Source organism: Streptomyces sp. MB09-02B (assembly GCF_033794485.1).
Taxonomy (GTDB): domain Bacteria; phylum Actinomycetota; class Actinomycetes; order Streptomycetales; family Streptomycetaceae; genus Streptomyces.
Genome location: NZ_JARGEE010000093.1, coordinates 1 through 24945, shown reverse-complemented (window position 1 = coordinate 24945; position 24945 = coordinate 1). Strand labels below are relative to the sequence as shown.

Here is a 24945-nt window from a genome sequence, read left to right as displayed (position 1 = left end):
GAGCCACCCCGCACCGCACCACCCCTGTTGTGTAAGGGAGGTGCAGCACCCCCTCGCGGCTCCACAGCCCGGCCCCCGCCAACCAGCCCTCGGGAGCGGGCAGATGGAGGATCCGGCGGGCGGCCGGGCGCCAGACACCGACCCAGCTGCCGCGCGGGCCGTCGATGCGCAACGCGACCGCGCAGCTCTCGGGGGTGAGGATCTGCCCCGGCTGGATGGCGAACGGGGTGATGCGATGACCCTCCGGCACCCGCAGGCACTCCGGGAAACGGACCGGCAGCGTACTGCCCAACACCCCCCAGCCCAGCCGGTCGTGGCCGGGGGAGGGCGCGTCCGAGCGGATCAGGAGCAGTCCGCTGTCGGGGTCGGCGAGCAGTACCCGGTCGTTGCTGTCGTCCGCGATCTGCAACAGCGGCGAGACCGCGCCGCCCTGCTCCAGATCGACGACCACCGACTTCGTCCGGCCGCCCGACTCCTGGTCCAGGGCCAGCAGCCGGCCCGTCGCGTCCAGCCAGACACCGCCCGAGCAGCGGCCCGGCACCTGTGCCAGCAGCTCCGGGCCGAACGTTCCGCCTGCCACCAGCCACACCGCCGTCGCACTCCGGCCCAGGGCGAGGGCGTACGCACGCTCCCCGCACGGCGAGGGCGGCAGGAGGCGCACCCGGGTCGTCGGGTCGGCGCATTCGACCGCGCCGAGCGGGAGTTCACCGGTGCCGGGTCCGGTGGGATAGAGGAGGGAGAACAGGTGCAGATCGGCGGCCAGCCGGTGGATGAGGACCCGGCCGTCGGTCAGGGGGAGCACTTCGGTGCCGGGCTCCTCCGGCTGGTTGCCCGGGAGGGGGACGGCGTACGGCTCGTGGCCGTCGAGGGTCCAGCGCTCGGGGAACCAGGACTCGCCGTCGAGCGCGAGCCGCGCCGCGTACGTCCCGTCGGCGGTGATCACGCAGCCGGGCGGCGCGGGCTCGACGCTCCCACCGCCGCTGCGCGGACCGCCGCCTCCGGTGCCGTACCGGTCTCCGCCGTTGCCGTCGCCCTCGGCATTGCCCGGGTCGGCGTGGTCCGAGTCGGCGTTCTTCCCGCCGTTCTCCCGTCCCGCGTCGATCCCGTGGCCCGTGGTGGGGGAGGGGGGTGTACAGGCCGTCATGGTTCGATCACCTCCGGCGACGAAGCTAGTTTTCGTACGCACAGACGTGGGACAACCCGCGCCCCCTTCACACATAAGGGTGTTCGTCCAGTGATTCGCCTGAGGGAACGGCGACGGATGTGCTGGTCGAGGGGTGGCTGGTCGAGTGACCCGTGGCCGGTCGGGGAGAGGAGGAGTGCAGGTAGCCTTTGTGCGTGCCCCGTCTGTCTGAAGTCATCGCCGCGCTCGACGCCCTCTGGCCACCCGAGAGGGCCGAGGGGTGGGACGCGGTCGGCACGGTCTGCGGCGACCCCGACCAGGAGATCGGCCGCGTCCTGTTCGCCGTCGACCCGGTCCGGGAGATCGTCGAGGAAGCGGTGAAGCTGGGCGCCGACCTGCTGGTGACCCACCACCCCCTCTATCTGCGCGGGACGACGACGGTCGCGGCCTCCACCTTCAAGGGCCGTGTCGTGCACACCCTCATCAAGCACGACATCGCGCTGCACGTCGCCCACACCAACGCCGACACCGCCGACCCGGGCGTCAGCGACGCCCTCGCCGGCGCACTGGACCTCAGGGTCGTGCGCCCCCTCGTACCGGACCCCGCCGACCCCGCCGGGCGGCGCGGTCTCGGCCGGGTCTGCGAGCTGGACCACCCGCTGACCGTGCGGGAGCTGGCCGCGCGGGCCGCCGAGCGGCTGCCCGCCACCGCGCAGGGCATCCGGGTCGCCGGCGACCCCGAGGCGCTCGTCCGCACGGTCGCCGTCAGCGGCGGCTCCGGCGACAGCCTCTTCGACGACGTACGCGCGGCCGGTGTCGACGCCTTCCTCACCGCGGACCTGCGCCACCACCCGGCCTCCGAGGCCGTCGCCCGCACCACGGAAGCCGCCCACACACCTCTCGCGCTGCTCGACGCCGCGCACTGGGCCACCGAGTGGCCCTGGTGCGAGCTGGCCGCCGCCCAGCTCGACGAGATCTCCGACCGGGAGGGCTGGGACCTGCGCGTCCACGTCTCCAAGACGGTCACCGACCCCTGGACCGCCCACGCGGCGTCCGCCCACCCGTCGCCCGCCACCGCCCTTCCGACGAGCGCTTCGCGCGCCCCTTCTTCTGCCACCGAATCACTGGGAGCCCCCAACTGAACGCCGCGCCCGCCGACCAGATCCGTCTCCTCGACGTCCAGGCCCTGGACGTACGGCTGCAGCAGCTCGCGCACAAGCGCAGGTCGCTGCCCGAGCACGCCGAGATCGAGTCGCTGACGAAGGACCACACCCAGCTGCGCGACCTGCTCGTGGCCGCGCAGACCGAGGAGAGCGACACCGCCCGCGAGCAGACCAAGGCCGAGCAGGACGTGGACCAGGTGCGCCAGCGCGCCGTCCGTGACCAGCAGCGCCTGGACTCGGGCGCGATCACCTCCCCGAAGGACCTGGAGAACCTGCAGCGCGAGATCGCCTCGCTCGCCAAGCGGCAGGGTGACCTGGAGGACATCGTCCTGGAGGTCATGGAGCGCCGGGAGTCCGTGCAGGAGCGGGTTGCCGAGCTGACCGAGCGGGTCGGCGCCGTCCAGGGGAAGGTCGACGACGCGACCGCCCGCCGGGACGCCGCGTTCGAGGAGATCGACGGCGAGGTGGCGACGGTGACCAAGGAGCGCGAGGTCATCGCGGCGTCGGTCCCCGCGGACCTCCTCAAGCTCTACGACAAGCTGCGCGACCAGCAGGGCGGCATCGGCGCGGCCAAGCTGTCCCAGCGCACCTGCCAGGGCTGCCGCCAGGAGCTGTCGATCACCGACTTCAACGACGTCCGCAAGGCCGCCGCCGACACGGTCGTCCGCTGCGAGAACTGCGGCCGCATCCTGGTGCGTACGTCCGAGTCGGGCCTCTAGAAGCAGTCGGGCAGAAGGAGAGGTAGGGGGCTTCTGGCGTGCGGGAGTTCATCGTCGAGGCCGACGGGGGTTCCCGGGGCAACCCGGGGCCCGCGGGCTACGGTTCCGTCGTCCTCGACGCGGTGACGGGTGGGACGTTGGCGGAGGCCGCCGAGTACATCGGGGTGGCCACGAACAACGTCGCCGAGTACCGGGGCCTCATCGCGGGCCTCAAGGCGGCGCACGAGCTGGACCCGGAGGCCTCCGTCCGGGTCCGCATGGACTCCAAGCTCGTCGTCGAGCAGATGTCGGGCCGCTGGAAGATCAAGCACCCCGACATGAAGCCGCTGGCCGCCGAGGCCGCGCGGGTCTTCCCGCCCGGCCGTGTGACGTACGAGTGGATCCCGCGCGACCAGAACAAGCACGCCGACCGCCTGGCCAACGAGGCGATGGACGCGGGCAAGCGGGGCGAACAGTGGTCGGCCGCCGCGTCCACGGCGGACCTGGACACACGTGCGGCACGGTCCGCCGCGACTGCCGCAGCCGCCGCGCCCGAGCCGTCGGGCCCGCCCGGGGACGCGAGGGCGGGCGCGGCGAGGGCGCGGGCGGCGCTGGTGGGGGGCAGGGGAGAAGGGCTGGCCACCGTTACCGGCACCAGCGCCGTCACCGGCACCAGCGCCGTCACCGGCACCAGCGCCGTCACTGGCACCAGCGCCGTCACCGGCACCGATGCCGGGCCGGTAGCCGACCCACGGGCCGCCGAGCCCGTCGGCGGCCCACGTGCCGCCGGCCCGCGTGCCGCCAAGACCGCAACCCACCCGCGTGCCGCCAAGACCGCCGCCGACCCGCGTGCCGCCAAGACCGCCGCCGATCTCCGGGCCGCCGAGAACGTCGCCTCCGCCGCCCCCGATCTCGGCAGCCCCGCCACCTTCGTGCTGCTGCGCCATGGCGAGACGCCCCTCACTCCCCAGAAGCGGTTCTCGGGGAGCGGTGGTTCGGACCCGTCCCTCTCCGACGTCGGCCGGTACCAGGCCGAGCGCGTCGCCGCGGCCCTCGCCGCTCGCGGCACCGTCCAGGCGGTCGTGTCGTCGCCGCTGGCCCGCTGCCGTGAGACGGCGGCGATCGTCGCGGCCCGGCTGGGACTGCGGGTCACCGTCGAGGACGGGCTGCGGGAGACGGACTTCGGCGCCTGGGAGGGCCTGAGCTTCGGCGAGGTGCGGGAGCGCTACCCGGACGACATGAACGCCTGGCTCGCCTCCCCGGACGCCGAACCCACCGGCGGCGGCGAGAGCTTCGCGGCCGTAGCCCACCGCGTGGCCGCCACCAGGGACGACCTGGTCGCGGCACACCGGGGCCGCACGGTCCTGCTCGTCACGCACGTCACCCCGATCAAGACCCTCGTCCGCCTGGCCCTCGGCGCACCCCCGGAGTCCCTGTTCCGCATGGAACTCTCGGCGGCCTCCCTGTCGGCCCTGGCGTACTACGCGGACGGCAACGCCACCCTCCGCCTCCTCAACGACACGTCACACCTGCGCTGAACGACGGTCACCGAGGCCGGCCGCCTCCCGCGCCAGCCCTTCGATCCGCGCCCAGTCCCGCGCGGCCACGGCGTCGGGCGGCAGCATCCAAGTGCCGCCCACACAACCGACGTTGGGGAGGGCGAGGTACTCGGGCGCGTTGACCGGCCCGACCCCGCCGGTCGGACAGAAGCGCGCCTGCGGCAGCGGCCCGCCCAGCGACTTCAGATACGCCGTACCGCCGGCCGCCTCCGCCGGGAAGAACTTCATCTCCCGCACCCCGCGCTCGAGCAGCGCCACGACCTCCGACGCGGTCGACACCCCCGGCAGGAACGGCACCCCGGACGCCCGCATCGCCCGCAGCAGCATGTCCGTCCACCCCGGGCTGACCAGGAAGCGCCCGCCCGCCGCGACGGATTCGCTCACCTGCGTGGGCGTGATGACGGTACCCACGCCCACCACCGCCCCCGGAACCTCCGCCGAGATGGCCCGTACGGCGTCCAGCGCGCCGGGCGTCCGCAGGGTCACCTCGATCGCGGGCAACCCACCCGCGACCAGCGCCCGCGCGAGCGGCACGGCATCGGCGGGGTCGTCGACGACGACCACGGGCAGGACGGGAGCCAGGTCGAGGACGGAGACGCGTGAGGACCAGGGCGGAGGCGGCGAGGGCGACATGCCGTCATCCTGCCCGGGGGTAACAACATGCACAACGAACGTTGCGCATGTTGCAATGTCAGCGAAAGGTGTCAGTGGACCTCGTCCACCAGCACATCCAAAGTCCACGCCCGCCCGGCTCCCGCCGGAGGCGCCACCTCCACCACGTACCCCAGGTCCCGCAACGCCTCCACCAGCTCCGCCGGGCCCTTCGGGGCGACCCCGGCGGACAGCAGGCTCCGTACGATGCGGCCCTTGGTGGCCTTGTTGAAGTGGCTGACCACCTTCCGCGTGGGCGCGTGCAGCACCCGTACGGTCGCGGTCCGTCCGGCCACCTCGCCCTTCGGCTTCCACGCGGCCGTGTACGCCGAGGACCGCAGGTCCAGTACGAGCCCGTCACCGGCGGCCTCGGGCAGCGCCGTCGCCATCGGCGTACGCCAGTGCGTGCCGAGCGCGCCGAGGCCGGGCAGCTTCACGCCCATCGAGCAGCGGTAGGAGGGGATCCGGTCCGTCACGCGGACCGCGCCCCACAACCCCGAGAAGACCAGCAGCGAACGCGCCGCCCGCTGCTTCGCGGCGGTCTCCAGGGTGGCCAGGTCGAGGGCGTCGTACAGCACACCCGTGTAGACTCGCCCGGCCGGCCGCGTCCCCGCCGTCAGCAGCTCCGCGTTCTTGGCGACCTCCCCGCGCAGGCCCTCGCTCAGCCCGAGCACCTCACGTGCCTTGTCCTCGTCGCCGGAGCACAACTCCACCAGCTCGCCGACGACCGCCTCCCGCGCCCCGGTGAGCGCGGGCAGGGAAAGCCCCTCCAGCTTCAGCGGAGCGCCACCCGAGGAGGGTGCCTTGCCTTCGGAGGGGGGCAGCAGGACGAGCACGGGTGCTCCTTGTTCTTGAGGTACTCGGGATTCTTGGCATTCTCGGGGCTCCGCGACAGCGTACGGGGTGGAAGACCGACCGATGACGCCCCGGCCACCTGCTCCCGGGACGCCGCCGCTGTCGTGCGCCGCCCCCGAAGGCATCCCGGCCGCCTGCTCCCGGGACGCCGCCGCTGTCGTGCGCCGCCCGTCGCCGTGACGCCGACCGACATCACCACGCACTCCGTCGTCGTCGGCTGCGAGTACGGCTCACGCAGGCCGAACCGGGAGCGGCGAAGGCGCGCTCTGTTCCGGCGTGACCTCGCTGATGAACTCCCTCATGGTGCGGACGAGTTGCTCGGAGTCGTCGGCGTGGAAGCGCACCAGACGCACTTCCCTGCGACGGCCGAAGAAGGTCAAGTAGGCGACGGGATCGGCCAGTTCCAGGATGACGGTGGTCTGCGACCCGACCTCCATGGCGAGCTCGCCGTCCCGCTTCTCGTGCGTCGTACGCAGCTCACGGCGGACGGAGGTGACGGCGTTCAACGGGACGCGCAGATCCACGGTGGCGAAGCGCCGCAGCCGCAGGGTGGTCCTGGTGAGGACGTGGGGGCGGGTCACGGAGGCGGCGTGGAGCCCGACGACGATGAGGACCGTATAGAGGTCGAGGACGAGGAAGACCGCGTGCACGAGCGGAAAGTCGTGCAGCAGGACGGACATGGTCACGGTCTCGACGACGCACACGAAGCCGAAGCCGAACATCACGGCGCCCTGCCCCCGCGCGTACCCGTACGCCCGTGCACCCCCCTCCCCGACCCCGTGCGGCCGCCGCGTCGGCCAGCGCAACAGGATTGCCAGCAGCACGAGTTCATGACGCACGAGGGAGCGGGCGACCCGGTAGGCGCCACCCCACTTCCTGGTCCCGATCGTTCTCACGGACGGTCCTCCCTCAGTATCCGGAGCGTGCGGCGGATGGCCTCCGCCTGGGCCGGGGCGAAGTCGGCGTAGAAGGCGCGCAGGAAGCTGCCGGTGCCGGTGCCGGTTCCGCCGTCGCCCCCGCTGTCGTCGAGGTCGATGCCGGTGTCCCGCGGGACCATGTCCGGCGGGATGAGGTCCGCCAGTACGCGGGCGGCCTCCGCCACCCGGGGGTCGTCGGGCGAGGCGTCGGCGAGGGCGTCGAGCAGCGCGTACGCCTCGTGCGCCCGCTCCACCGCGCCCGGGACCGACATCATGCTCTCCAGCCCCGCCAGCATCTCCGCCCGCACCTCGGGCGTGGCGGTCGTCTCCAGGAGGGCGAACACCTCCCGGTCCTTGGCGGCCATCGGAGAGTGCGGAGCGTGCCCGAACTTGCCGAAGAGGGCGGCCAGTTCAGGTGAGACGGGCCCCTCGGCCGGCAACCGCCCGGCGCGCGCCTCCTCCATCAGGACACGCAACCGCCCCCGCCGCTCCCGGATCTCGTCCTCCTGCCGCGCCAGATCCTCGTCCAACTCGCCCAGCACCTCGACGAGTTCGCGCCCGGCGTCGTCCGCGAGCACGTCCCGCACCTCGGCCAGCCCGAGCCCCAGCTCCGTCATCCGCCGGATCCGCGCGAGCACGACCATGTGCCGCAACGTGTAGTCCCGATACCCGTTGGCCCGCCGATCCGGCTCCGGCAGCAGCCCGAGATGGTGGTAGTGCCGAACGGCACGCGGGGTGACCCCGACGGCCGCGGCGAGTTCTCCGATCCGCATACGACCAGTAGAAACGTTGACGCTGCGGCAGGGTCAAGCGACGGGTTCGGTGACGAGCCGCGACTGACGGTGACCGGGGTCGTGTGCCACGATCGAGGGAACGGTTCCCGATCTCAGGGCCAGGTGATCAGCCGATGTCCCAGTCTGGCGAGCGACCGAAGAAGGAGGGGCGTGACATGACTGCCATGGCCCACGAGCCGCTCTCGCAGGAAGACCTCCTGCTGGAGGGCTTTCTCGCCCTGGACACCCCGGAGGGATTCCGGGCGGAGCTGATCGAGGGGGAGATCGTTGTGACACCGCCGCCGGACGGCGAACACGAGAAGTACATCAGCCGGATCGTGAGGCAGGTGATCAAACGATCTCGCACCGACATGGACTTCTCTGGGAACAAGGGGCTGATTCTGAGGAGCGGAGAGGCCTGCCCCAAGAACCACGTGGTCCCCGTTGCCACTTTCGCACCCATCGAACTCGACCTCTTCGGGGGCGCCCGATCCTGGATGCCCTGCGACGGTGTCGCCATGGTTGTAGAGGTGACGTCCACCAAGCCCGCGGCCGACCGGGAGGCCAAGCGCCGCTGCTACGCCCGCAGCGGCATCCCTTTCTATCTGCTGGCTGATCGTGAGGCGTCCCAGGTCACGCTTTTCAGCAGGCCGGCGAAGGACGACTACCGCGCCGACCGCACTCGCGCCTTCGGCGAACCGCTCCCCCTCCCCGAACCGTTCGCCTTCGACCTGGAGACCTCCGACTTTCTCTGACCCGCCCCAGCCCCGCCGGGCGTAGCCTGAAGCCGACGGGGGCGAATGGTGCAGGGGCGAAGTGGAGCGGGGGGCGGCAGCGGTGAGCACACACGGCGAGACCCGCTGGACCCGCACCACCCTCGGCCGCCCCGACCACCCCCTGGACCTCCTCACCGCGCGCTTCGACCGCCACCGCTACGCCCCGCACACCCACGAGGAATTCAGCATCGGTATCTGCGTCCAGGGCGCCTCGTGCATCGACTACCGGGGCGGCGCCCTCACCGTCGGGGAGGGCTCGATCGTCGTCCTGGCCCCGGGCGAGGTCCACACCGGCGAGTCGGCCTTCGGCAGCTACGCCTACCGCGCTCTCTATCCGGCCCCCGCCCTCCTCACCGACGGCATCCTCGGCGGCACCCCGCACTTCCGCGACCCCGTCGTCCACGACCCCGAACTCGCCGCCGCCCTGCGCACCGCCCACGCCGACCTGAGCACCTGCCCCGACCCGCTGGAATCCGAGTCCCGCCTCCCGTGGCTGCTCACGGCCCTGGCGCGACGGCACTCGACCTCCCTCCTCACCTCCGACACACTCCCCGGCGCCGACACGATCGCCCTCGCCGTACGCGACCGCCTGGCGGACGAACTCCTCTCCCCGCCCTCCCTCGCCGACCTGGCCACCGACCTGGGCCTCTCCCGCTACCAGCTCCTGCGAGCCTTCCGTACGACGATGGGCATGCCCCCGTACGCGTGGCTGGCCCAGCACCGGGTGGCCCGGGCCCGGGGCCTGCTGGAGGCGGGCGCCCGCCCGGCGGAAGCGGCGGTCCAGGTGGGCTTCGCGGACCAGGCGCACATGACACGCTGGTTCAGGAAGGTGCTGGGGGTCACGCCGGCGGCGTACCGCAACAGCGTTCAAGACCTACGCCGCTGATCCACCGGACACTCTTTTCATGACTGCACGCGGCTGGTTCCTCTTCTCCCTGATGGGAGTCCTCTGGGGCATCCCCTACCTGATGATCAAGGTGGCGGTGGACGAGGTCTCCCCGTCCATGGTCGTCTTCGTACGCTGTGCCCTGGGCGCGGCCCTCCTGCTCCCCTTCGCGATCCGCCAGGGGAACCTGACCCGCGTGGTCCGACAGCACTGGCGCCCGATGCTCGCGTTCGCCGTGATCGAGGTCATCGGCCCGTGGTGGACCCTGACCGACGCGGAACGCCACCTCTCCAGTTCCACGGCGGGCCTGCTGATCGCCGGCGTCCCGATCGTGAGCGTGCTGCTGGCCCGCTACTTCGGCGACGCGGAACGTCTGGGAGCCCGCCGCATGACAGGCCTGGCCCTGGGCCTGGGGGGCGTGGCGGTCCTCACGATCCCGCACCTCACCGGCGGCAACATCCTCTCCCTCACGGAGGTCCTGATCACGGTGATCGGCTACGCGACGGCCCCCTTGATCATGGCCCGCCACCTCAAGCAGGTCCCCACGCTCCAGCTGATAGCCCCGGTCCTGCTCCTGGCGGCGCTGGTCTACGCCCCCGCGGCGACCCTGACCCGCCCGTCCACCCTCCCCTCGACCGAGGCCCTGATCTCCCTGGCGGCCCTGGGAGTGATCTGCACGGCCCTCGCTTTCGTCGCCTTCCTGGAACTGATCCGAGAGGTGGGCCCGACCCGGGCGACGGTCTTCACGTACGTCAACCCGGCGGTGGCGGTGGCAGCGGGAGCCCTGTTCCTGGACGAGCGCCTCACCCCCGCGATCGCCGCCTCCTTCGCCCTGATCCTGGCGGGCTCGTTCCTGGCAACGGCGTCGACGGCATCGACGGGACCGACCCCTCGCTCCCGCCGGGTAGCATGGTCGACACGGCAGACGAGCCGGGCGGACGGCCGCGTGGAGTCCCCCTAGGGGGCTTCCCGAGGAACGTCCGGGCTCCACAGGGCAGGGTGATGGCTAACGGCCACCCGGGGTGACCCGCGGGACAGTGCCACAGAAAACAAACCGCCGGGGACCTCGGTCCTCGGTAAGGGTGAAACGGTGGTGTAAGAGACCACCAGTGCCCAGGGCGACCTGGGCAGCTAGGTAAACCCCACCCGGAGCAAGGTCAAGAGGGGCCGCCGTAAAAAGCGACCCTGCGCGGACGTTCGAGGGCTGCCCGCCCGAGTCCGCGGGTAGACCGCACGAGGCCGACGGCAACGCCGGCCCTAGATGGATGGCCGTCTCCCCGGCCGCCGCGAGGCAGCCGGGCGACAGAACCCGGCGTACAGCCCGACTCGTCTGCCGCTACCTGCGGTTTTACCTGGGAGAGGGCCTCTGACCTGCGTCGGAGGCCCTTTCCGATCTTTCAGGAGCTTGCCGCGTTAGGCGGCGAAAAGTCCCTCGCAAGTCCCTCGGACAGAGCTGAAAGTCCCTGAAAAGTCCCTGGAGCGGAGGGGCACACAAGGCCTCTGGGCTGGGCGTTCGCGACAGCCGTCGGAGCATGGCGCTGGAGCCACAGGCGTCGGGGAGGGCTGGCCCCCACCGGTGACGGCGGCGTCCTCCAACTGTGCACACGCGGAGGCAGTCCGCTGGTCTCCGTCGAGGCACCACTCCTGATCCAATACCTGGCGAAGCGGAATGCCTCCTCGGCAGCGACGTGTCCGAGCCCCTGCCGCCGTACTGGTGGACCCCCGAGGCCCGCGCCTCGGCAGCCGTACCCGAGGCGCGGGATGCCAGCAATCAACGGCCGTCTTTCATCGGTCTCCCTTCGAGTTCGAAGGGCCTCCTTCACTGTCAGCCTCTTCTCTCGTTTTCCCCTTCGTCAACACCCTGTCCTTTACATTCCTGATGCCAGGCAAAGCCTTGTCATTCAAGAATCTCTTGACGTAGGGAACCGCCCTATATGCCCCATAAGCGGATGTGGCAAGGAGAAGCGCAGCTACGGCCGCAACGAGTGTGCCGTTACTGTTGCTGTCGTGACTTTCATCGCCGTCACTACCATCGCTTTCGTCCGCCGCATCCGCACCAACGTTATCCGACTCTCCAGCTCTCCGCTTTGCATCCGATATCGCCTGCCGGATCTCCCTCTTTCTGTCGTCGGTGATTTTCAGCTCGTCCGCTATTTCATCATTCCATGTTGTGGTACTCCATGCCCTGTTGTACTGAGCGTATCCGCCAGTGCCACGGCTGTGGTGTTGCTCATCCGCGTATTCCTTACCTTTTTCGGTTACAGTATAATTTCCGGGCTCTCCATCCAGAAATCCTTCTTCCTTGAGGATGAAATTCATCTCCTGGGCCGTCAAACCGTAGGCTTGCCCCAGTACTCTCGCAGATCTCCTCATTTCTCCATTCCCTTCTCATGGATTGCTGGTGGTGCCAGTCGCGCCCTGTGCCCCGGTCCACTCGTCTTCGTCCGGCGGTCGTCCTGACCGGATGTCTGCGCCTTCTTTTGCGCCTGTTTCTGCGCGAGCCTCTCCGCTGCCCTCTTCTCCCGGGTCTGCCGAATCCGCCGTTCGCGCTGCATCTCCTCCGGGGACAGCCTCATGTAGGCGGATGCCACCTTGGGCAATGTGTCCCGTCGGTCCACGCCTCTGTCCGCGACACGTGCAGGGCGGGAAGCGGGGAAATCCTTGAGGCTGGCAGCCACCGCAGCCTTTCTCGACCGCTTCGCGGACGCGGGCTTCAGCTCCCCGGGTACGCGCACCGGGTTTCCACGCGGTCGCTTCGGTTTCTTGGTCTTGATCCTGACCGAGGCCAGCACCTTCTCGGCTCTGACCGGGGTGTCCCCCAATCCGTTGCGCCGCCGCTCGACTTCGCGGGCGAGCTCCGCATCGCGAAGTGCTTGCTTGCGCTGAAGGTCCTCTCGTCTCCGCTGCTCCGAAGCAGCCTGCTTCGCGGCCTTGCTCTGCTTCCCTCCGGCTTTCACCGGCGGCTTGCCGAACGGGTTGTTCCCGCCGTTACCCACCGCACCCCCACGGGTCATTGATCCGCGCGCACGACGATCCGCCGTGCGCCGCAGCCCTTCCTTCGGCTCCGCTTCCCTTGCGCTCACGTCGCACCACCGGGACGGATGGCACTGCAACCGCCTGACCAGCCCACTCGGACCGGATTTCCTGAACCACTCATCCGCCAACCCCCTCCGCGCCCATGTAAGGCCTCAACACCCCGGTCAAGTCGCCCGACCCGTTGGCGTGCCAGGCGGCAATCACGCCTTCCTCGAAGTCCTTGAGCAGCCCGACGGGAAGGGGCACTGCTTCGCCGTAAGATGTGGACCTCGTCGCCGGTGTCCACGAGGATGCGGGCGTGGACGTCCCGGTCCTCATCGTCTTCCCAGTCCTCCTCGTAGTCGTCTTCAGGCATCACTGCCCCCTGAGGCAGCAGGTTCCAGCTTGCTCGGCCAGCCAGTGATGACGTCGGTGTCTCGGAGGCGGTACAGGTCCGCCATCAGCCGGGCCGGTGCGCGGCCGGTCCGCGGAGACCATCCGAAGAAGGCGGCGGCCTCGGCGACGGCCTGTTCGGCACCGAGTTCACGCGGGCGGTCCTCGACGAATCCGAGCAGCGCTCGCCGCCGCTCGGCCGGGGCTACCAGCTCGACCGGGCGTCGGGTCAGGCCCGGCAGCGGCCACCGGGCCTGTGCGCAGGGCTGGCCGGGGAGGTCGAGGAAGTCGTCCGTCCCAATGATCCGGCCTTCGTCCGTCAGCAGTTCCTCCGCCGCGTCGACGAGGCGTTTCTTCGCGGCGGTGAGCTTGGGCTGGTACAGCACCTCGCCCAGGTGGAGGTGGAGGACGTCCCGGTGGATCGGCCCCTCCCCCTCGACGATGCGGTACACGGCGTCCACCAGTGCGGGGGACGGGGTCTTTCCGCGCCAGGTGACGGCCGCGGGGTCGACGTCGGTGAAGTCGGCGGGCTGGTAGGGCACCGCCCAGTCGCCGTGATCGGGACCGGAAGCGGGGTTCGACATGGCGGGTCCTGGTTCGCTCGCGCAGTGGTTCTGGCTCTGGTTCTGTCCGGCTGGTGTCGGACCGCTCACGTGGTCGCGAGGGTGTGGGTTTCGGGTTCGGGGGAGCCGGGGTCGGGCTGTTCCTCCGCAGCGGAGGGACGTTCCGCGTCGACGGCGGACAGGTAGGCGTCGAGTCCGGCCGCGGCCAGGGGTGAGAGTCCGGTTCGGTCGGGGCCGCCGTGCAGGCGCAGCAGGACGTGGTCCTCACCGACGAGACAGTCCGTGAAGGGCAGGGTGCGGGACAGCAGCCGGGCGAAGTCGTCGCAGACTGCCCGGACGTCGACGCGGTCGAGGCCGATCCACACGTGCAGCGTGCCGTCCTGGACGGTCAGTTCGACGTCGGTCCGGGTGCCTGTCGCCTCGGCCGCCTCTCCGCACCACGTCAGCGTCTCGTGCAGCGCGCCGACGTGTGTTGGGAGCGGCACGAATGCCTCCTGGCGCATGTCGTCGCGGACCGTGACGCCGGTGCATGGCGCTTGGTCGCGCCACCAGTCCTGTACGACGTCCCGCACGGACTCGACCCGGGGGCTGGCACTGGCCGCGCGCCGGACGGCTTCGGCGGCGAGGCGCCGCACCGTGCCGGCGGTGTCGATGCCGGGGTCCGCCGCCATGCGGCGCAGTGGGGAGCGTTGCCCGTACCGGGTGATGTCGAGGATCCTGCGGTACAGGCTCGTCAGCGTTTCGGGTGCCTCCCCGATATCCGGGCCGAGCAGAGTCGTGACACGGTCGGCCCAGGCCAGAAACGCCTCGGTGTCACCGGTCGTGAGGAGGTCGGTACCGAGGTCGCCGCGGGCCAGGATGCGGGTGCGTTGCCGTTCCGTCAGCTGCCCGAGCCCGTCGAGCTGAGCGCGGAACAAGTAGGCCAGCAGGTCGCGCTGCGGTCCGTCGAGCGTGGTGAAGAGATCGTCTGTGGACGCGGCGGCGAGGACGTCGAGGATGTCTTGTGCGGTCGCCTTGCCTGCCGACGTCTTGCCCGCAGGGCCGTCGGCGTGTCCCGTCCACTGGTGCGTGCGCCCCCGTACGTCCCGCAGCACGGCGGTGGCCGTGTAGTGCGTCAGATGCTTTCCGTCGTTCGTGGCCCGGTGCTCGAAGGCGTACGTCATGCCGTATGTGATCGCCATGGTGTTGAGGATGGTCGTCGGGTCGGGTCGGTGATCAAGGCTCGTGAGCCACTCGTCCAGTACGGCAGGTCGACGCCGCAGGAGTTCCGGCCCTCGGGCGCGCCAGGCCGTGGCGACCACGGCCTGAGCCGCGTCGGAGACGGCCACGAGTCCTTTTCCGCTCTCACCGCGACTGGTGAGCAGCCCTTCCCCGAGAGCGAGAGCAGCGGCGAGCCGTGCGGTGTCCTCGTCGGAGGCGGTGAGAATGCGGGCTTCGTCGTCGTCGGGGGTGAAACCGCGGGCCAGAGTGTGACGGGTCCGGACGCAGGCCGCCAGATGGTCGACGACAAAGGAACCCTGGTGCGCCAGGAGCTGGTTGTCGTGCTGGCGGGCAGCGTGCGCGGCTGGCTGGTTCTCGTAGATCCAAGAGGCGTGGGTGAGGGCCTGCGCGAGAAGAGCGTCCGCCCGGTGACCGAGCTCGAACATCGCCGCCAAGTCGGCGACCGCGTCCCGGTGTTCGGCTTCCGGCCGCGTGTACGGCAGCGGTGACGCCTGCTGCCGACCGGGCTCGGGCGCGGTCTGTCGCGCACCGGAGGTCTGAGCGGCCTGCGGGTACTTGGTCAGCAGCGCCTCGGCCGCAGCCGCACGTGCCGCCTTCTTCGACGGGCCGCTGCCGTGGGCGGTGCGGCCTGTGCCGGTACGGACGGTGGCGCGGTACTCCTTGCGGTGGCCGGGGCCATCCTCCGCGTAGTCGTAACTCAGCCCTTCCTTCCGGAAGGCCGCGTCCGCCTGGGTGACGGAATCGAATCCCGTGCTTGCCACTGGACGGTCGAGATCGGGCCATACGGCGGCGACGAACCGACGGGCGGTCTCGTAGTCGCCGAAGAGACTGAGTACTCCGAGCACTTGCCGTGCGCACCCTTGGTACACGGACCGGGCGGGCTGCTGTGCTTCACCACTGCCCAGGCGGGCCAACCGGCGCTCCGCGACCCACTGGCCCAGCGCGAGGTCCGCGGCGCGGCGGCGCCGGACATGCTCGGAGGACTGCTCTCCCACCTTCTGCGGAACGGCCCACCGCACGTAGGCGTCGAGAAGGATCATGTCGAGAGCTGTGGCGCCAAGCCGTTCCAGCAAGCCGAGCACTTGTGGCGTAACGGTCGCCGTCGGCACTTTCTCGTACAGGTGGCTGCGGTGTTCGGCGGCCAGACCGAGCCATGTCACCGCATCCGGCCCGGGGGCGAACCGCCCTACGGTATCCCGTACGGCCGTGACCACCTCGGCGCCGCCCTCGGCCACCAGCTCCGCCAGCTCCCTCGGCAGTGCGGGCAGCGGCGGGTACATGACGTCGCAGGCCGTCGTCCGCCGTGCGACGCGGCGGTACGGCCGGACGGGCTCGGGCGTCCTGGAGCCCGTCCGGCCGACTGCCCTGCCCGAAGCGCCGGTGAAGGCGGGCCTGTCCCGATGTGAGGGCTGGGGCCTGCGGTGTTCGGTACGCCAGGGCTCGTGCCGCGTGGACGTCGTCTTCCGCGCGTTCTTCCTCGGAGCGGCGGCACTACGCCTCAGGCCGTCGTCGAGTTCGGCAGTGAGCCAGCCCGGCAGGCCCCGCGGAGGTTCGCCTCCGTTGTAGAAGTCGCCGGCCAGCTCGACGCAGTACGTGTACCGCTCCCACTCGTAGCGGCGCGCGTGCTCTTGGCCGAGCCTGCGGAGCGCGGCACGCATTCGCGCGTACGGGACCTCTCGTCCGGCGAGTTGGTACGACGTCCGCTTGCGCGCGGCTTCGATGGCGAGCGCGATGCGGTGCACGGGCGTAGGTGCCGCGGTTTCCCGCAGCGAGACGACGCCGACCCAACGGTTCATGCCACTCCCCCGGCCGCGCGGCACGGGCCCGGCCCGCGGCGGACGGCGTCGACACGCTCCCCGGCCTCACGGGCAGGCCCTCCCCGGCCTACTGCTCCGCTTTTCGTCCCGCCGCGCGCCACAGACCTCGGCGATCACAGCGAACCCCCAGGTCAGGGTACGTCCCAGACGTCTGGTTCGATAGGGGTTCGAGGGAGATGGATCGTTCTGCGTGCCTCCAGGGGGTCGATGCCGCCGGGACGACGAGAGGTAGGCACACCACTCCGTACGCTGAGTCAGCGGGCTGAGCTCGCCTAAAACGCCACTTGAGGGGTGATTTGCCCCTTTTTGCCATGGAGTGGTTGGTCAATGCTTCCTGTGTCGGCGTGACGCAGAACGGGCGTTCCTCTCGTGCGGGCCGTATGTCCTATAGCTCCGTCCTTCATCATCCCTTCTCATGTCACATGCGGCGCCGTCGACTTCCTGGAGGGCGAGGGCGTCTGGCACCGCGACATCAAGCCCGACAACATCGCCATCCGCATCCGCCCCAACCGCACCCGCGAACTCGTCCTCATCGACTTCTCCCTCGCCGGCTACCCGGCCAAGAGCACCAACGCGGGCACCGACGGTTACCTCGACCCCTTCGTCGACGTCATCACCCGCGGCTCGTACGACTCCCACGCCGAGCGGTACGCCGTCGCCGTCACCCTGCACCAGATGGCCTCCGGCGAGCTGCCCAAGTGGGGCGACGGCAGTCTCCCGCCCCGCATGACCGACACGAAGGAGTGGCCGTACCCGACCATCGGTGCGCTCCTGGCTGCTGGACCGTATGGAGACCCGCGACCTCTGGTTCGACGAGAATGGCCAGCCCACCATCCTCACCCTGGCCCGTCTCACCGACGCGCTCTCCCGCGACGAGGACTTCGTCTCCGTCGCGAAGCTCTACGCGCCCCGCAAGGAACTTGCGAAGGTCGTGGCCGAGCTGATCACCGACGAGCACGTGCCGTTCCTCTCCGCCCTGCGCTACAAGCCCACCGGGCTGAAGAAGCGCGCCGACTGGGAAGAGGTGTGGGACCTCCAGCGCAAGGAAGACGCTGCGCCGGACGAGCCCGCCAAGCGGAAGATCCGGGACTCCATCCCCGTGCCGCCGAAGTACACCTCGGCCGACTTCCTTCGCCCGTCCTACTGGAGGGCGCGCGGCAAGCTCGACGTGCCCAAGGAGCGGTTCATCTCCTACGGGCAGACCAACGCCGCCACCCCCGAGCTGTACGGGTGGGCCCGGCTGGGACCACAGGGAGCAAGCGCAGGCCCTCGCCAGCTACTGCACCAACACCGCGCTGTCCACCGAGGAGATCACGCCCTTCCTCGCCGGTCTGCTGGAACTCCAGCCGTGGCTGTCCCAGTGGCACAGCGAGTTCGACATGAATTACAGCGGCTCCCCGGCGGACTTCTTCGCCGGATACCGCCAGCAGAAGCAGGGCGAGCACGGACTCACCGACGACGACCTTCGTGGCTGGCGCCCTCCGGCAGCGACCCGCGGTCGTCGCGCAGCAGCGAAGCAGTAGTCAGGAGTAAATCGAGGTCCGTCGGTCCGGGGGCACCCGGCGTGTGAGCGGGTGGCCTTGGGGCCGCACGTGCAGAACGCCCCACACGGTCTTGCCCGGAGCGGCCCGGCGAGGGCTGACGCCCCAGTCGTCCGCGAGGGCGGCGACGAGCAGCAGGCCCCGGCCGGACTCGGACAGCGAGTCGGTCACCGGGGGAGTGGCGGGAGGCCGTTTCTCGGCGCGGGTGTCGGTCACATCGATACGGAACGTGCCCTCGGCCAGGGTGAGTTGGAGGAGGAAGTCCCGGCCGGGGACGTGGCCGTGGCGTACGGCGTTGGCGGTGAGTTCCGCCGTGATGAGGGTGAGCGTTTCGTTGACCGGGGTCGTGTACGGGTGGCCCCAGTCGTGCAGGCGGTGCGAGACGAGTCGGCGGGCGAGGCGGGCCCCGCGCGGAGTTGAGGTGAAGCGCATGGTGAACCCACGTTCGGGCGCGGGACGCTGTGGCATATGCCCGTTCGGGGGAGTTGCTGACTTCATGGGGTCAACGGTCGCGGACTCTGCGTAGCGTGACCAGGAGTGACGTGCTGACGGGTGCGGGCTGTACCCCTGGGCGGCGCGCTTGTACGTGGTGTTGGCGTGACCGGTTTTCGGGCCGCGCGTTGGGCGGGCGGAGTCCGGTGACTGTGATGGTCGTACGGGAGGAGCTGCGGCGTGGACGACGAGGTTCAGCAGCCTGAGTATGAGGTCGGGACAGGCATGTTGTGCGTGTTCGGGCGGCAGTTGAAGCTGTTCCGGGAGCGGGCGGGGATGGACCGCGCGACGCTTGGTTCGCTGACCGGCTACTCCGCCTCGACGATCGCGTCGTTCGAGCAGGGGAGACGTATCCCGCCGCCGAGTTCATCGACCAGGCCGATGAAGTGCTCGGTGCGGGTGGGGTGTTGAGCGCGAGCAAGGAGGAAGTGGCTCGGGCTCAGTATCCGGCGTTCTTCCGGGACGCGGCCAAGTTGGAGGCCGAGGCGGTCGAGCTGCATGTGTATGACACTCAGTTGGTCAATGGCCTGTTGCAGGTGGAGGAGTACGCACGAGCGGTGTTCGCCATGTGGCAGCCGCTGTTGGACGAAGCGCTCATGGAGCAGCGAGTCGCCGCAAGGCTGGCGCGGCAGGAGATCTTCGCTCGACGCCCAGCGCCGCATCTGAGCTTCGTGATCGAGGAAGCTGTCCTGCTCCGGCCCCTCGGCGGAGAGGCGGTCTGGCGAGGACAGTTGGAGCACCTGATGCTGATCGCGGAGAAGCGCAACGTGGTGATCCAGGTGATGCCGTTGTCCCGCCAGGAACATGCGGGACTCGCTGGACCGTTCACCTTGATGGAGGCCAAGGATGGGCGCAGGATCGCGTACACAGAGGTACAAGGCGACAGCCGTGTACACACAGAGCGTCACAAGGTGCGGGAGCTTGAACGTACGTACGGGATCCTTCGCGCGCAGGCCCACACTCCGACAGAATCGCTGGCATTGATCGAGAAGTTGTTGGGAGAGAGATGAGCGGGGAAAAGGCGGGGCCGGACACCGACGCCCTGGCATGGTTCAAGAGCAGCTACAGCGCGGGTGATGGCGGCCAGTGCGTAGAGGTCGCCGCCCACCCCGCCACGGTCCACGTCCGCGACTCGAAGGACACAACCCGCGCCGCTCTGGCCGTAGACCCCACGGCGTGGACCGCGTTCGTCGAGTTCGCGGCACTCTGACAGGTGCTGGCCATCGGTGGGCGGGACGGTCCTGCCCTCGTGATCAGCCCGGATGCGTGGGGCGGCTTCACCCATGGCGTGATCGACGGGTAGCGCCGTGCGTAGCCCGTACACATCGGCGCCCCGCTCCAGTCGGCTCGTAGCAGGGCGCCGGTCGCGGTGCGAGCCCGTCAGCCCTCGTTGGCCGGGGCGGCACCGGGGGCCAGGTGGTGCTGTACGCGGAGGAATCAGTACGACGTCATCGCGGTAGTCCTCCTGGTACCAGATCATGACCGGACCTTCGGCGTGGGTCTTGACGCCGGAGGCGGATTCCTGGATGTCGAAGGGATGGCCGTTGCGGCGGACTCCGACGGCTTCGGCGATGCGGCGGGCGAGGTCTTCGACTTCGTGCCGGTAGGGCTCGGGGAGGTCGCCGACGACGTGTTCGGCGTCGGGGTTGTACTCCCAGGTCCAGTCACGCGCGCGGCGTCGGCCTCCGCGTCGGCGAGGATGCGGCCGAGTTCGGCGGAGGCGGCGCGACGGGTGTCCTTGTCGTCGCTGGTGGCGACGGCGTTTCCTTTGCGGCGGCGGCGTTCGTCAGGCGGCTACGGGGGTGGGTGTGGTCTGTTTGAGTTCGTCACGCTGGGCAGTGGTGACCATGCGGGGGTACAGGTGGATCTCGCCTCGGGCGTAGGCGCCCAGAAGGATCTCGCAGAGTGCGAACATCGAAAGGATTTTTGCCTTACGCGACGCTTGTCCACTTCATTCCATGCGGTGTCGCTCGCGAAGACGGTCCGGCCGCGGCTTCCGGCGGCGCCGGGTCCGGCGCCGCCGGGTCCGTCGGCTCTGTGCCCAGTGGAACGCGTTCCCTTTTCCTGAGAAGGGAACCACCCCTAGCTTTAGGGCTGGTTAGTGCAACAAGGGGGACAAATGATGTACAGCATCATCGTGGTGCCGCCCGAGTACGGCGGGCCCGGGGAACCGATCCGCCTCGCGAGCGGGGAGCAGCTCGACTTCGGCCGGAGCACGGGGGCGCCAGGCCCTCACCTCACCATCGCGCACGAAGGGGTGTCCCGGGCCGCCGGCCGGATAACCGCACACGACACCTTCTGGATACTGAGCAATCTCAGCCACTCCCAGACCTATGTCGTGGAGAACCCGGAGGGTGCGGGCGAGCACATCAAGGTCGCACCGGGCCGCCTCAACGCCCCGGTGCCCTTCGAGTTCGCCCGGGTTGTACTGCCCGCCGGCGGCGAGCTGCTCAGCTTCGACGTGTGGGCGCCACGCCACGACTACCTCGACACCCGGGCGACGGACCAGGAGTCCCCCGGCGGCGCCAGCACCGCCCCGGCGTTCGCCCTGGACCGCTCCAAGCGCTACTTCGCGGTGCTGACCGCGCTGTGCGAGCCCCGGCTGCGCGGTGCGCCGCACGCGCAGCTGCCCACCGTCGAGCAGCTGGCCGAGCGGCTGCGACCGATCTGGCCCACCACCAACCGCGCCGCCGTGCAGTGGAACATCGACTACCTGGCGGTGAAGCTGCGCCTCAAGCCCGCCCCGGACACGGCGGAGTCCGGTCCCCGGCTCAACGGCAAGAAGGAGTCGCTCGTCTCGCTCGCGCTCCGCTTCGACCTTGTCCGGGAGGACGATCTCGTCCTGCTCACCCGCCCCCGCGAGGCGGTGCGGTGAACCCGTTCCGTACGAGCCCGGGACATCCGTCCTCCGTGCACGTCCCCAAGGGCTATCGGGTCGGCGGCTGGGAGGTCCGCGAGCCCATGGCCGCCGGGGCCTTCGGCAGCGTGTACGCGGGCCGACGCGTCGGCCCGTCCGGGGAGCCACCGTCCGTGTCCGCGCTGAAGTTCCTGCCCACCGGCACCAGCACCCCACGCCAACTGCGGCATCTGCGGGAACTCGCCGAGCGCGAGGTGAAGTTGCTGAGCCGGCTGCAGGCGCCACGCCTCATCCGGTTGTACGAGACGCTGACGGTGGACGACCCCGGGCACCCGGAGCTCGACGGCGCCACCGTCCTCGTACTGGAGAAGGCCGAGGAGTCCCTCGACGCCCTGCTCTCTCGGACGCCGAGACCGCGCGGCGGGCCCGAGCTGCTGGCCCAGATCTGCGCCGGCCTGTACCAACTGCACCATGCGGGCTGGGTGCACGGCGACCTCAAGCCACCCAACGTCCTTCTCATGAAGGACGGTTCGGTGCGCCTGGCCGACTTCAACATGGCCGCCGAGATGGAGGGCACGCACGCGTACACCCCCGCCTTCTCCACGCCCGACTACACCCCGCCCGAGCTGCTCTGGTCCGAGGTCGGCGAACGCGGCCGCCAGATCCGCCCGGCGGCGGACGTCTGGGCCTTCGGCGTACTCGCCCATGTCGTGCTCACCGGATCCCAGCCGCTGCCGGGCTCCACCCCGTCCGCCCGCCGGGACGCAGCGGTGCGCTACGCGCAGGGCCATGACGAGTTGCGCCTCTCCCCCGAACTCCCCTCCCCCTGGCAGCAGATCATCGCGGACTGCCTGGCCCGCACGCACCGGGAGCGCGCCGTACACGACGCGGCGTCACTGCTGCGCAGGGTGGAGTCGGCGGCGGGCACGGCCCGCTCGCCCCGGTCGCACCCGCTGCCTCGGCGGTGGCGCTGGGCCGCGATGGCGGCGGCCGGGCTCGCCGCGCTCGGCTTCGGGGTGAACAACGCCCTGGCGGGGGTGGGTGAGACCGCCGCGGGCGCCGTGGGTTATGACCGGTGCGACAAGGGCAGCGTCTGCTTTTTCACCGAGCGGGACGGCATGGGCGAGATGTGCGCGTGGGACGGCGACGACAACGACTGGACAGCAGGCGAGAACCATTGCGGCTGGGCCGCCCAGAAGAAGGCCCGGTCGGTCTTCAACAACGGCCACGACACCGACGCGGGCGAGGAGTTCGTCGATGTCGCCTACTACGCGCAGAAGCGGCTGCGGGAGCCTCTGGGCTGCGTTGAGGTGGGCGCCAGGGAGAACTTCACCGCGCCGCTGCGGACCCGGTCGCACATCTGGGAGAAGAAGTGCCGAGCCAGTGATGCCCGCCCTTCGGCGGCCCAACCCTCTGAGATACGAGTACGCGGTGACGGCCCTCCGGCGGGACGGTGAGCGGAGCACACTTCCGCCGGGCACGCCGCCGCCCGGCCCTGCGAAAGGGGTCCGATGCCGCAGAGCAAGAGGAAAGTCCGGCGCCTTGGACACCGGCTGCGTACGGCGATGCTCGCCTGTGCGGCCGCGCTGTCGCTGGGAGCCGCCACGATGTCCGGCGCTTCGGCTTCCGGTTCCGCTTCGGCTGCTGGTTCCGCCTCCGCCGACGGGGCATCGGTCACGCAGGCGCCACCCCCGGGCAAGCCCGCCTTCCAGATGCCGTTCTCCTGCCAGAGCCAGTGGCAGCTCAACACCTACGACGCCGGGCACGACCCCGCACTCGACATCGTGGTGAAGGGCAACACCGGATCCGACGGCCTGCCCGTACAGGCGTCCGCCGCGGGGACGGTCACCGCGACCTACTGGGACAACGGCTCGGGGAACACCATTCAGGTCAAGCATGCGGGCGGCTGGTTCACGGCGTACTACCACCTCAAGGATGCCCCCGACCGCTACGTCAAGAAGGGCGACAAGGTCCAGCCCTCGACGCGCATCGGCCGGATCGGCGCCTCCGGCGACACGAGTTGGGCCCATCTCCACTACGAACAGCGGTACTTGGCGACCGGCGACTTCACCGACGAAAGGCACCGCAAGCCGGTCCACTTCAACGGCGTCGAGTACACGGGCGTCGGCAAGCAGTGGCCGAGCGTGACCAGCGCCAACTGCGGCGACTCCGCCGCCTGGAAGGACTGTCCGCCGGGCTCGGTGTGCTTCTACTCCGGCACTGACGGAACCGGCAGCGTGTGCCGGACCGACAGCGACGACCCCAGCAGCGCGTGCGGTCTGCGCAAGTCGTTCTTCAACAACGGCAACGTTCAGGAGGGCTACGACCACGTCCAGGTCACCTTCGTGGAGGGCGGCGGGGCCTGTCTGCACCGCGGCTGGTTCGAGGGCCGGGGCAACTTCGCCTCCGGCGGCCGGACCATCGACTCCGTGCGGTGGCGGGGCGAATGCCCGGCCTGAGGGGGGCGCCGGCGCGTACCGCCACTCCTCTGATGTACGAGGTACCGGCACCCGGCCCGGTCAGCCATGGTGTGAACACGTCACCGGGAGCGGCGTGGCACACCGGAAGCGACATCACTGAACGTCGCCCGCAACGCCCGGCCGCACCTTCATGCGCCTCGATCGAGGCAGACCAAGGGGGAACAAACATGCGCAAACTAGGTGTCACCATCGCCACACTCGCCCTGACGGTCGTCGGCCTGGGCGTCCCGGCCACTTCAGCCCAGGCCGCCAGTGGTTACGACCGCTGTGTGAGGGGCGACGTCTGCTTCTTCTCCGGCAGCGACGGTAGCGGAAGCATGTGCAGCTGGAACGCCGACGACAGCGACTGGCGGGGCGGTGCCATCACGTGCTCGTGGTCGGGCACCACGAAGGTCAGGTCGGTATACAACAACGGCTACTCGGGAGGCTACGACACCGTCAAGTACTACCGCTACGCCAACTACAACACCTACGAAGGCTGCGCAGCCAACGGCTTGAAGTACACCTACTCGACCCCGAAGACCCTCCGCTCCCACAAGTGGGCCACCAGCTGCTGATCGGGCAGGCTGTCGTGCCCCGGCGCCGCGCGAAGCGCGGACGGCGCCGGGGCACTGGGCTGCCCTCCGGGGGGACGGTCGACCCCGACGGCGAGACCGGTCGCGGTCCTGCCCTGATCGACGCGATCGTCCTGGATATATGGAGCTTGATCGCAGGGGCGTCGAGCTGCTGTTCCAGGTCCTGACCGAGCGCGAGGAGAAGAACAGCGTCGCCATCGCCTCCAACGAGAGCTTCGGCAAAGCGCACATGTTCCGGCGAACCTATGCCAGGCGGTGCAGAAACGGGGTAGGTTCCTGCTCGCGCCAGGACGTGTGATGTGGCGGGCGGCCGAGTCAGCCAAGCGCGGCAGCTCGTCGACTTGGCCGAACGGACTCTGGAATCGGCTGTTATTGATCCGAAACTCAAAGGGTTCTATTCGAGGATGTAGCGGACGTGCGGGCCGCCGAAGTAGCCGCGGACGATGTGGGGCTGGCGTTGGCGTCGGTGGAAGAACCGTCGGGTCTCGGCAGCGAGTTGGGCCTGGTCGCGGGCCCGGCTGTGCATCGGCAGGCTCCGTTTGAGGTCGGCGTTGACCAGCTCGTCGGGGTTCAGCTCCGGCGAGTACGAC

The 24945-nt window shown here is 70.1% G+C and carries 21 protein-coding genes, 1 other RNA gene and 7 pseudogenes; 17 read left to right on the top strand and 12 right to left on the bottom strand.

The window, feature by feature from the left end:
- Positions 1–1144: hypothetical protein (locus P1P70_RS15920; protein ID WP_319237662.1), on the bottom strand; the 1144-nt coding region annotated here is incomplete at its 3' end.
- Between the two features lie 194 nt (positions 1145–1338).
- On the opposite strand from P1P70_RS15920, the gene P1P70_RS15915 reads away from it, so the two are divergent.
- The 3 genes from P1P70_RS15915 to P1P70_RS15905 are packed head-to-tail and all read left to right on the top strand — an operon-like array spanning position 1339 to position 4522.
- Positions 1339–2265, top strand: a complete 927-nt coding sequence (locus P1P70_RS15915; RefSeq protein WP_319237660.1) for a Nif3-like dinuclear metal center hexameric protein — start codon at positions 1339–1341, stop codon at positions 2263–2265.
- Positions 2262–3005, top strand: a complete 744-nt coding sequence (locus P1P70_RS15910; RefSeq protein ID WP_319237667.1) for a zinc ribbon domain-containing protein — start codon at positions 2262–2264, stop codon at positions 3003–3005. The genes P1P70_RS15915 and P1P70_RS15910 overlap by 4 nt, the downstream gene beginning before the upstream one ends.
- A 38-nt stretch (positions 3006–3043) precedes the next feature.
- Positions 3044–4522: a bifunctional RNase H/acid phosphatase gene (locus P1P70_RS15905; protein WP_319237658.1), complete on the top strand. Its 1479-nt coding sequence runs from the start codon at positions 3044–3046 to the stop codon at positions 4520–4522.
- On the opposite strand, the gene eda is transcribed toward P1P70_RS15905, so the two are convergent.
- From eda to P1P70_RS15885, 4 genes are all read right to left on the bottom strand, one after another.
- A complete protein-coding gene (gene eda, locus P1P70_RS15900) occupies positions 4508–5176 on the bottom strand; it encodes a bifunctional 4-hydroxy-2-oxoglutarate aldolase/2-dehydro-3-deoxy-phosphogluconate aldolase (RefSeq protein ID WP_319237657.1) in 669 nt (222 codons plus the stop codon). The two genes, P1P70_RS15905 and eda, sit on opposite strands and share 15 nt — an antisense overlap.
- Positions 5177–5247: 71 nt before the next feature.
- The gene (gene yaaA / locus P1P70_RS15895; protein ID WP_319237656.1) at positions 5248–6030 is read right to left on the bottom strand and encodes a peroxide stress protein YaaA; all 783 of its coding nucleotides are present in this window, start codon (positions 6028–6030) and stop codon (positions 5248–5250) included.
- Positions 6031–6279: 249 nt separating this feature from the next.
- A complete protein-coding gene (locus P1P70_RS15890) occupies positions 6280–6945 on the bottom strand; it encodes a hypothetical protein (RefSeq protein ID WP_319237655.1) in 666 nt (221 codons plus the stop codon).
- Positions 6942–7739: a MerR family transcriptional regulator gene (locus P1P70_RS15885; RefSeq protein ID WP_319237653.1), complete on the bottom strand. Its 798-nt coding sequence runs from the start codon at positions 7737–7739 to the stop codon at positions 6942–6944. Before P1P70_RS15885 ends, P1P70_RS15890 begins: the two co-directional genes overlap by 4 nt.
- 176 nt (positions 7740–7915) lie before the next feature.
- Here P1P70_RS15885 and P1P70_RS15880 point away from each other — a divergent pair, with 176 nt between their 5' ends.
- The 5 genes and pseudogenes from P1P70_RS15880 to P1P70_RS15865 all read left to right on the top strand — a co-directional run.
- Positions 7916–8494 (top strand): Uma2 family endonuclease, encoded by a 579-nt coding sequence (locus tag P1P70_RS15880; protein ID WP_319237651.1) that lies wholly within the window; start codon positions 7916–7918, stop codon positions 8492–8494.
- 82 nt (positions 8495–8576) lie between these two features.
- Complete coding sequence (locus P1P70_RS15875) at positions 8577–9401, top strand: AraC family transcriptional regulator (protein WP_319237649.1); 825 nt, start codon at positions 8577–8579, stop codon at positions 9399–9401.
- Positions 9402–9420: 19 nt separating this feature from the next.
- Positions 9421–10200: pseudogene (locus P1P70_RS45790) on the top strand (DMT family transporter); the annotation flags it as partial.
- A gap of 127 nt (positions 10201–10327) precedes the next feature.
- Positions 10328–10734: RNase P RNA component class A (gene rnpB / locus P1P70_RS15870), an RNA gene on the top strand.
- 230 nt (positions 10735–10964) lie between these two features.
- A pseudogene (locus P1P70_RS15865) lies at positions 10965–11158 on the top strand (hypothetical protein); the annotation flags it as partial.
- Between the two features lie 28 nt (positions 11159–11186).
- Here P1P70_RS15865 and P1P70_RS15860 read toward each other — a convergent pair.
- The 4 genes from P1P70_RS15860 to P1P70_RS15845 form a co-directional block, all read right to left on the bottom strand.
- Positions 11187–11774, bottom strand: coding sequence for a hypothetical protein (locus P1P70_RS15860; RefSeq protein WP_319237647.1), 588 nt, complete (start codon positions 11772–11774; stop codon positions 11187–11189).
- Positions 11771–12397, bottom strand: coding sequence for a hypothetical protein (locus tag P1P70_RS15855; RefSeq protein ID WP_319237645.1), 627 nt, complete (start codon positions 12395–12397; stop codon positions 11771–11773). The genes P1P70_RS15860 and P1P70_RS15855 overlap by 4 nt, the downstream gene beginning before the upstream one ends.
- 387 nt (positions 12398–12784) lie before the next feature.
- Positions 12785–13393, bottom strand: coding sequence for a hypothetical protein (locus P1P70_RS15850; protein WP_319237644.1), 609 nt, complete (start codon positions 13391–13393; stop codon positions 12785–12787).
- 65 nt (positions 13394–13458) lie between these two features.
- The gene (locus tag P1P70_RS15845) at positions 13459–16389 is read right to left on the bottom strand and encodes a putative dsRNA-binding protein (protein WP_319237643.1); all 2931 of its coding nucleotides are present in this window, start codon (positions 16387–16389) and stop codon (positions 13459–13461) included.
- Positions 16390–16836: 447 nt separating this feature from the next.
- Between P1P70_RS15845 and P1P70_RS15840 the strand changes: the two are divergent.
- A pseudogene (locus P1P70_RS15840) lies at positions 16837–17178 on the top strand (protein kinase domain-containing protein); the annotation flags it as partial.
- Positions 17171–17933: pseudogene (locus P1P70_RS15835) on the top strand (DUF7008 domain-containing protein); the annotation flags it as partial. The pseudogenes P1P70_RS15840 and P1P70_RS15835, both read left to right, overlap by 8 nt.
- Here the strand turns inward: P1P70_RS15835 and P1P70_RS15830 are convergent.
- On the bottom strand, positions 17934–18383 hold the full coding sequence (locus P1P70_RS15830; RefSeq protein WP_319237642.1) for an ATP-binding protein: 450 nt from the start codon (positions 18381–18383) through the stop codon (positions 17934–17936).
- A gap of 240 nt (positions 18384–18623) precedes the next feature.
- Here P1P70_RS15830 and P1P70_RS15825 point away from each other — a divergent pair.
- Positions 18624–19453 (top strand): annotated as a pseudogene (locus tag P1P70_RS15825) (helix-turn-helix domain-containing protein).
- Entirely contained in the window at positions 19450–19653 is a 204-nt protein-coding gene (locus tag P1P70_RS15820; protein ID WP_319237641.1) for a DUF397 domain-containing protein, read from the top strand. Before P1P70_RS15825 ends, P1P70_RS15820 begins: the two are co-directional and overlap by 4 nt.
- A gap of 576 nt (positions 19654–20229) precedes the next feature.
- On the opposite strand, the gene P1P70_RS15815 is transcribed toward P1P70_RS15820, so the two are convergent.
- A complete protein-coding gene (locus tag P1P70_RS15815; protein WP_319237638.1) occupies positions 20230–20358 on the bottom strand; it encodes a hypothetical protein in 129 nt (42 codons plus the stop codon).
- A 207-nt stretch (positions 20359–20565) separates the two neighbouring features.
- On the opposite strand from P1P70_RS15815, the gene P1P70_RS15810 reads away from it, so the two are divergent.
- From P1P70_RS15810 to P1P70_RS15790, 5 genes and pseudogenes are all read left to right on the top strand, one after another.
- On the top strand, positions 20566–21318 hold the full coding sequence (locus P1P70_RS15810; RefSeq protein WP_319237666.1) for an FHA domain-containing protein: 753 nt from the start codon (positions 20566–20568) through the stop codon (positions 21316–21318).
- Between the two features lie 86 nt (positions 21319–21404).
- Entirely contained in the window at positions 21405–22757 is a 1353-nt protein-coding gene (locus P1P70_RS15805; RefSeq protein ID WP_319237664.1) for a protein kinase domain-containing protein, read from the top strand.
- Positions 22758–22811: 54 nt separating this feature from the next.
- Complete coding sequence (locus tag P1P70_RS15800) at positions 22812–23759, top strand: peptidoglycan DD-metalloendopeptidase family protein (protein ID WP_319237636.1); 948 nt, start codon at positions 22812–22814, stop codon at positions 23757–23759.
- Between the two features lie 188 nt (positions 23760–23947).
- On the top strand, positions 23948–24337 hold the full coding sequence (locus P1P70_RS15795) for a peptidase inhibitor family I36 protein (protein WP_319237633.1): 390 nt from the start codon (positions 23948–23950) through the stop codon (positions 24335–24337).
- A 124-nt stretch (positions 24338–24461) separates the two neighbouring features.
- A pseudogene (locus tag P1P70_RS15790) lies at positions 24462–24572 on the top strand (ATP-binding protein); the annotation flags it as partial.
- A gap of 177 nt (positions 24573–24749) precedes the next feature.
- On the opposite strand, the pseudogene P1P70_RS15785 reads toward P1P70_RS15790, so the two are convergent.
- A pseudogene (locus P1P70_RS15785) lies at positions 24750–24945 on the bottom strand (IS630 family transposase); the annotation flags it as partial.

Excerpts from the sequence above, each read along its gene's own strand:
- P1P70_RS15800 (WP_319237636.1), top strand. The coding sequence starts at position 22,812 with ATGCCGCAGAGCAAGAGGAAAGTCCGGCGCCTTGGACACCGGCTGCGT.
- P1P70_RS15845 (WP_319237643.1), bottom strand. The coding sequence starts at position 16,389 with ATGAACCGTTGGGTCGGCGTCGTCTCGCTGCGGGAAACCGCGGCACCT.
- P1P70_RS15820 (WP_319237641.1), top strand. The coding sequence starts at position 19,450 with ATGAGCGGGGAAAAGGCGGGGCCGGACACCGACGCCCTGGCATGGTTC.
- P1P70_RS15880 (WP_319237651.1), top strand. The coding sequence starts at position 7,916 with ATGACTGCCATGGCCCACGAGCCGCTCTCGCAGGAAGACCTCCTGCTG.
- P1P70_RS15860 (WP_319237647.1), bottom strand. The coding sequence starts at position 11,774 with ATGAGGAGATCTGCGAGAGTACTGGGGCAAGCCTACGGTTTGACGGCC.
- P1P70_RS15810 (WP_319237666.1), top strand. The coding sequence starts at position 20,566 with ATGTACAGCATCATCGTGGTGCCGCCCGAGTACGGCGGGCCCGGGGAA.
- P1P70_RS15850 (WP_319237644.1), bottom strand. The coding sequence starts at position 13,393 with ATGTCGAACCCCGCTTCCGGTCCCGATCACGGCGACTGGGCGGTGCCC.
- P1P70_RS15805 (WP_319237664.1), top strand. The coding sequence starts at position 21,405 with ATGGCCGCCGGGGCCTTCGGCAGCGTGTACGCGGGCCGACGCGTCGGC.
- P1P70_RS15795 (WP_319237633.1), top strand. The coding sequence starts at position 23,948 with ATGCGCAAACTAGGTGTCACCATCGCCACACTCGCCCTGACGGTCGTC.
- P1P70_RS15885 (WP_319237653.1), bottom strand. The coding sequence starts at position 7,739 with ATGCGGATCGGAGAACTCGCCGCGGCCGTCGGGGTCACCCCGCGTGCC.
- P1P70_RS15830 (WP_319237642.1), bottom strand. The coding sequence starts at position 18,383 with ATGCGCTTCACCTCAACTCCGCGCGGGGCCCGCCTCGCCCGCCGACTC.
- P1P70_RS15815 (WP_319237638.1), bottom strand. The coding sequence starts at position 20,358 with ATGTTCGCACTCTGCGAGATCCTTCTGGGCGCCTACGCCCGAGGCGAG.
- eda (WP_319237657.1), bottom strand. The coding sequence starts at position 5,176 with ATGTCGCCCTCGCCGCCTCCGCCCTGGTCCTCACGCGTCTCCGTCCTC.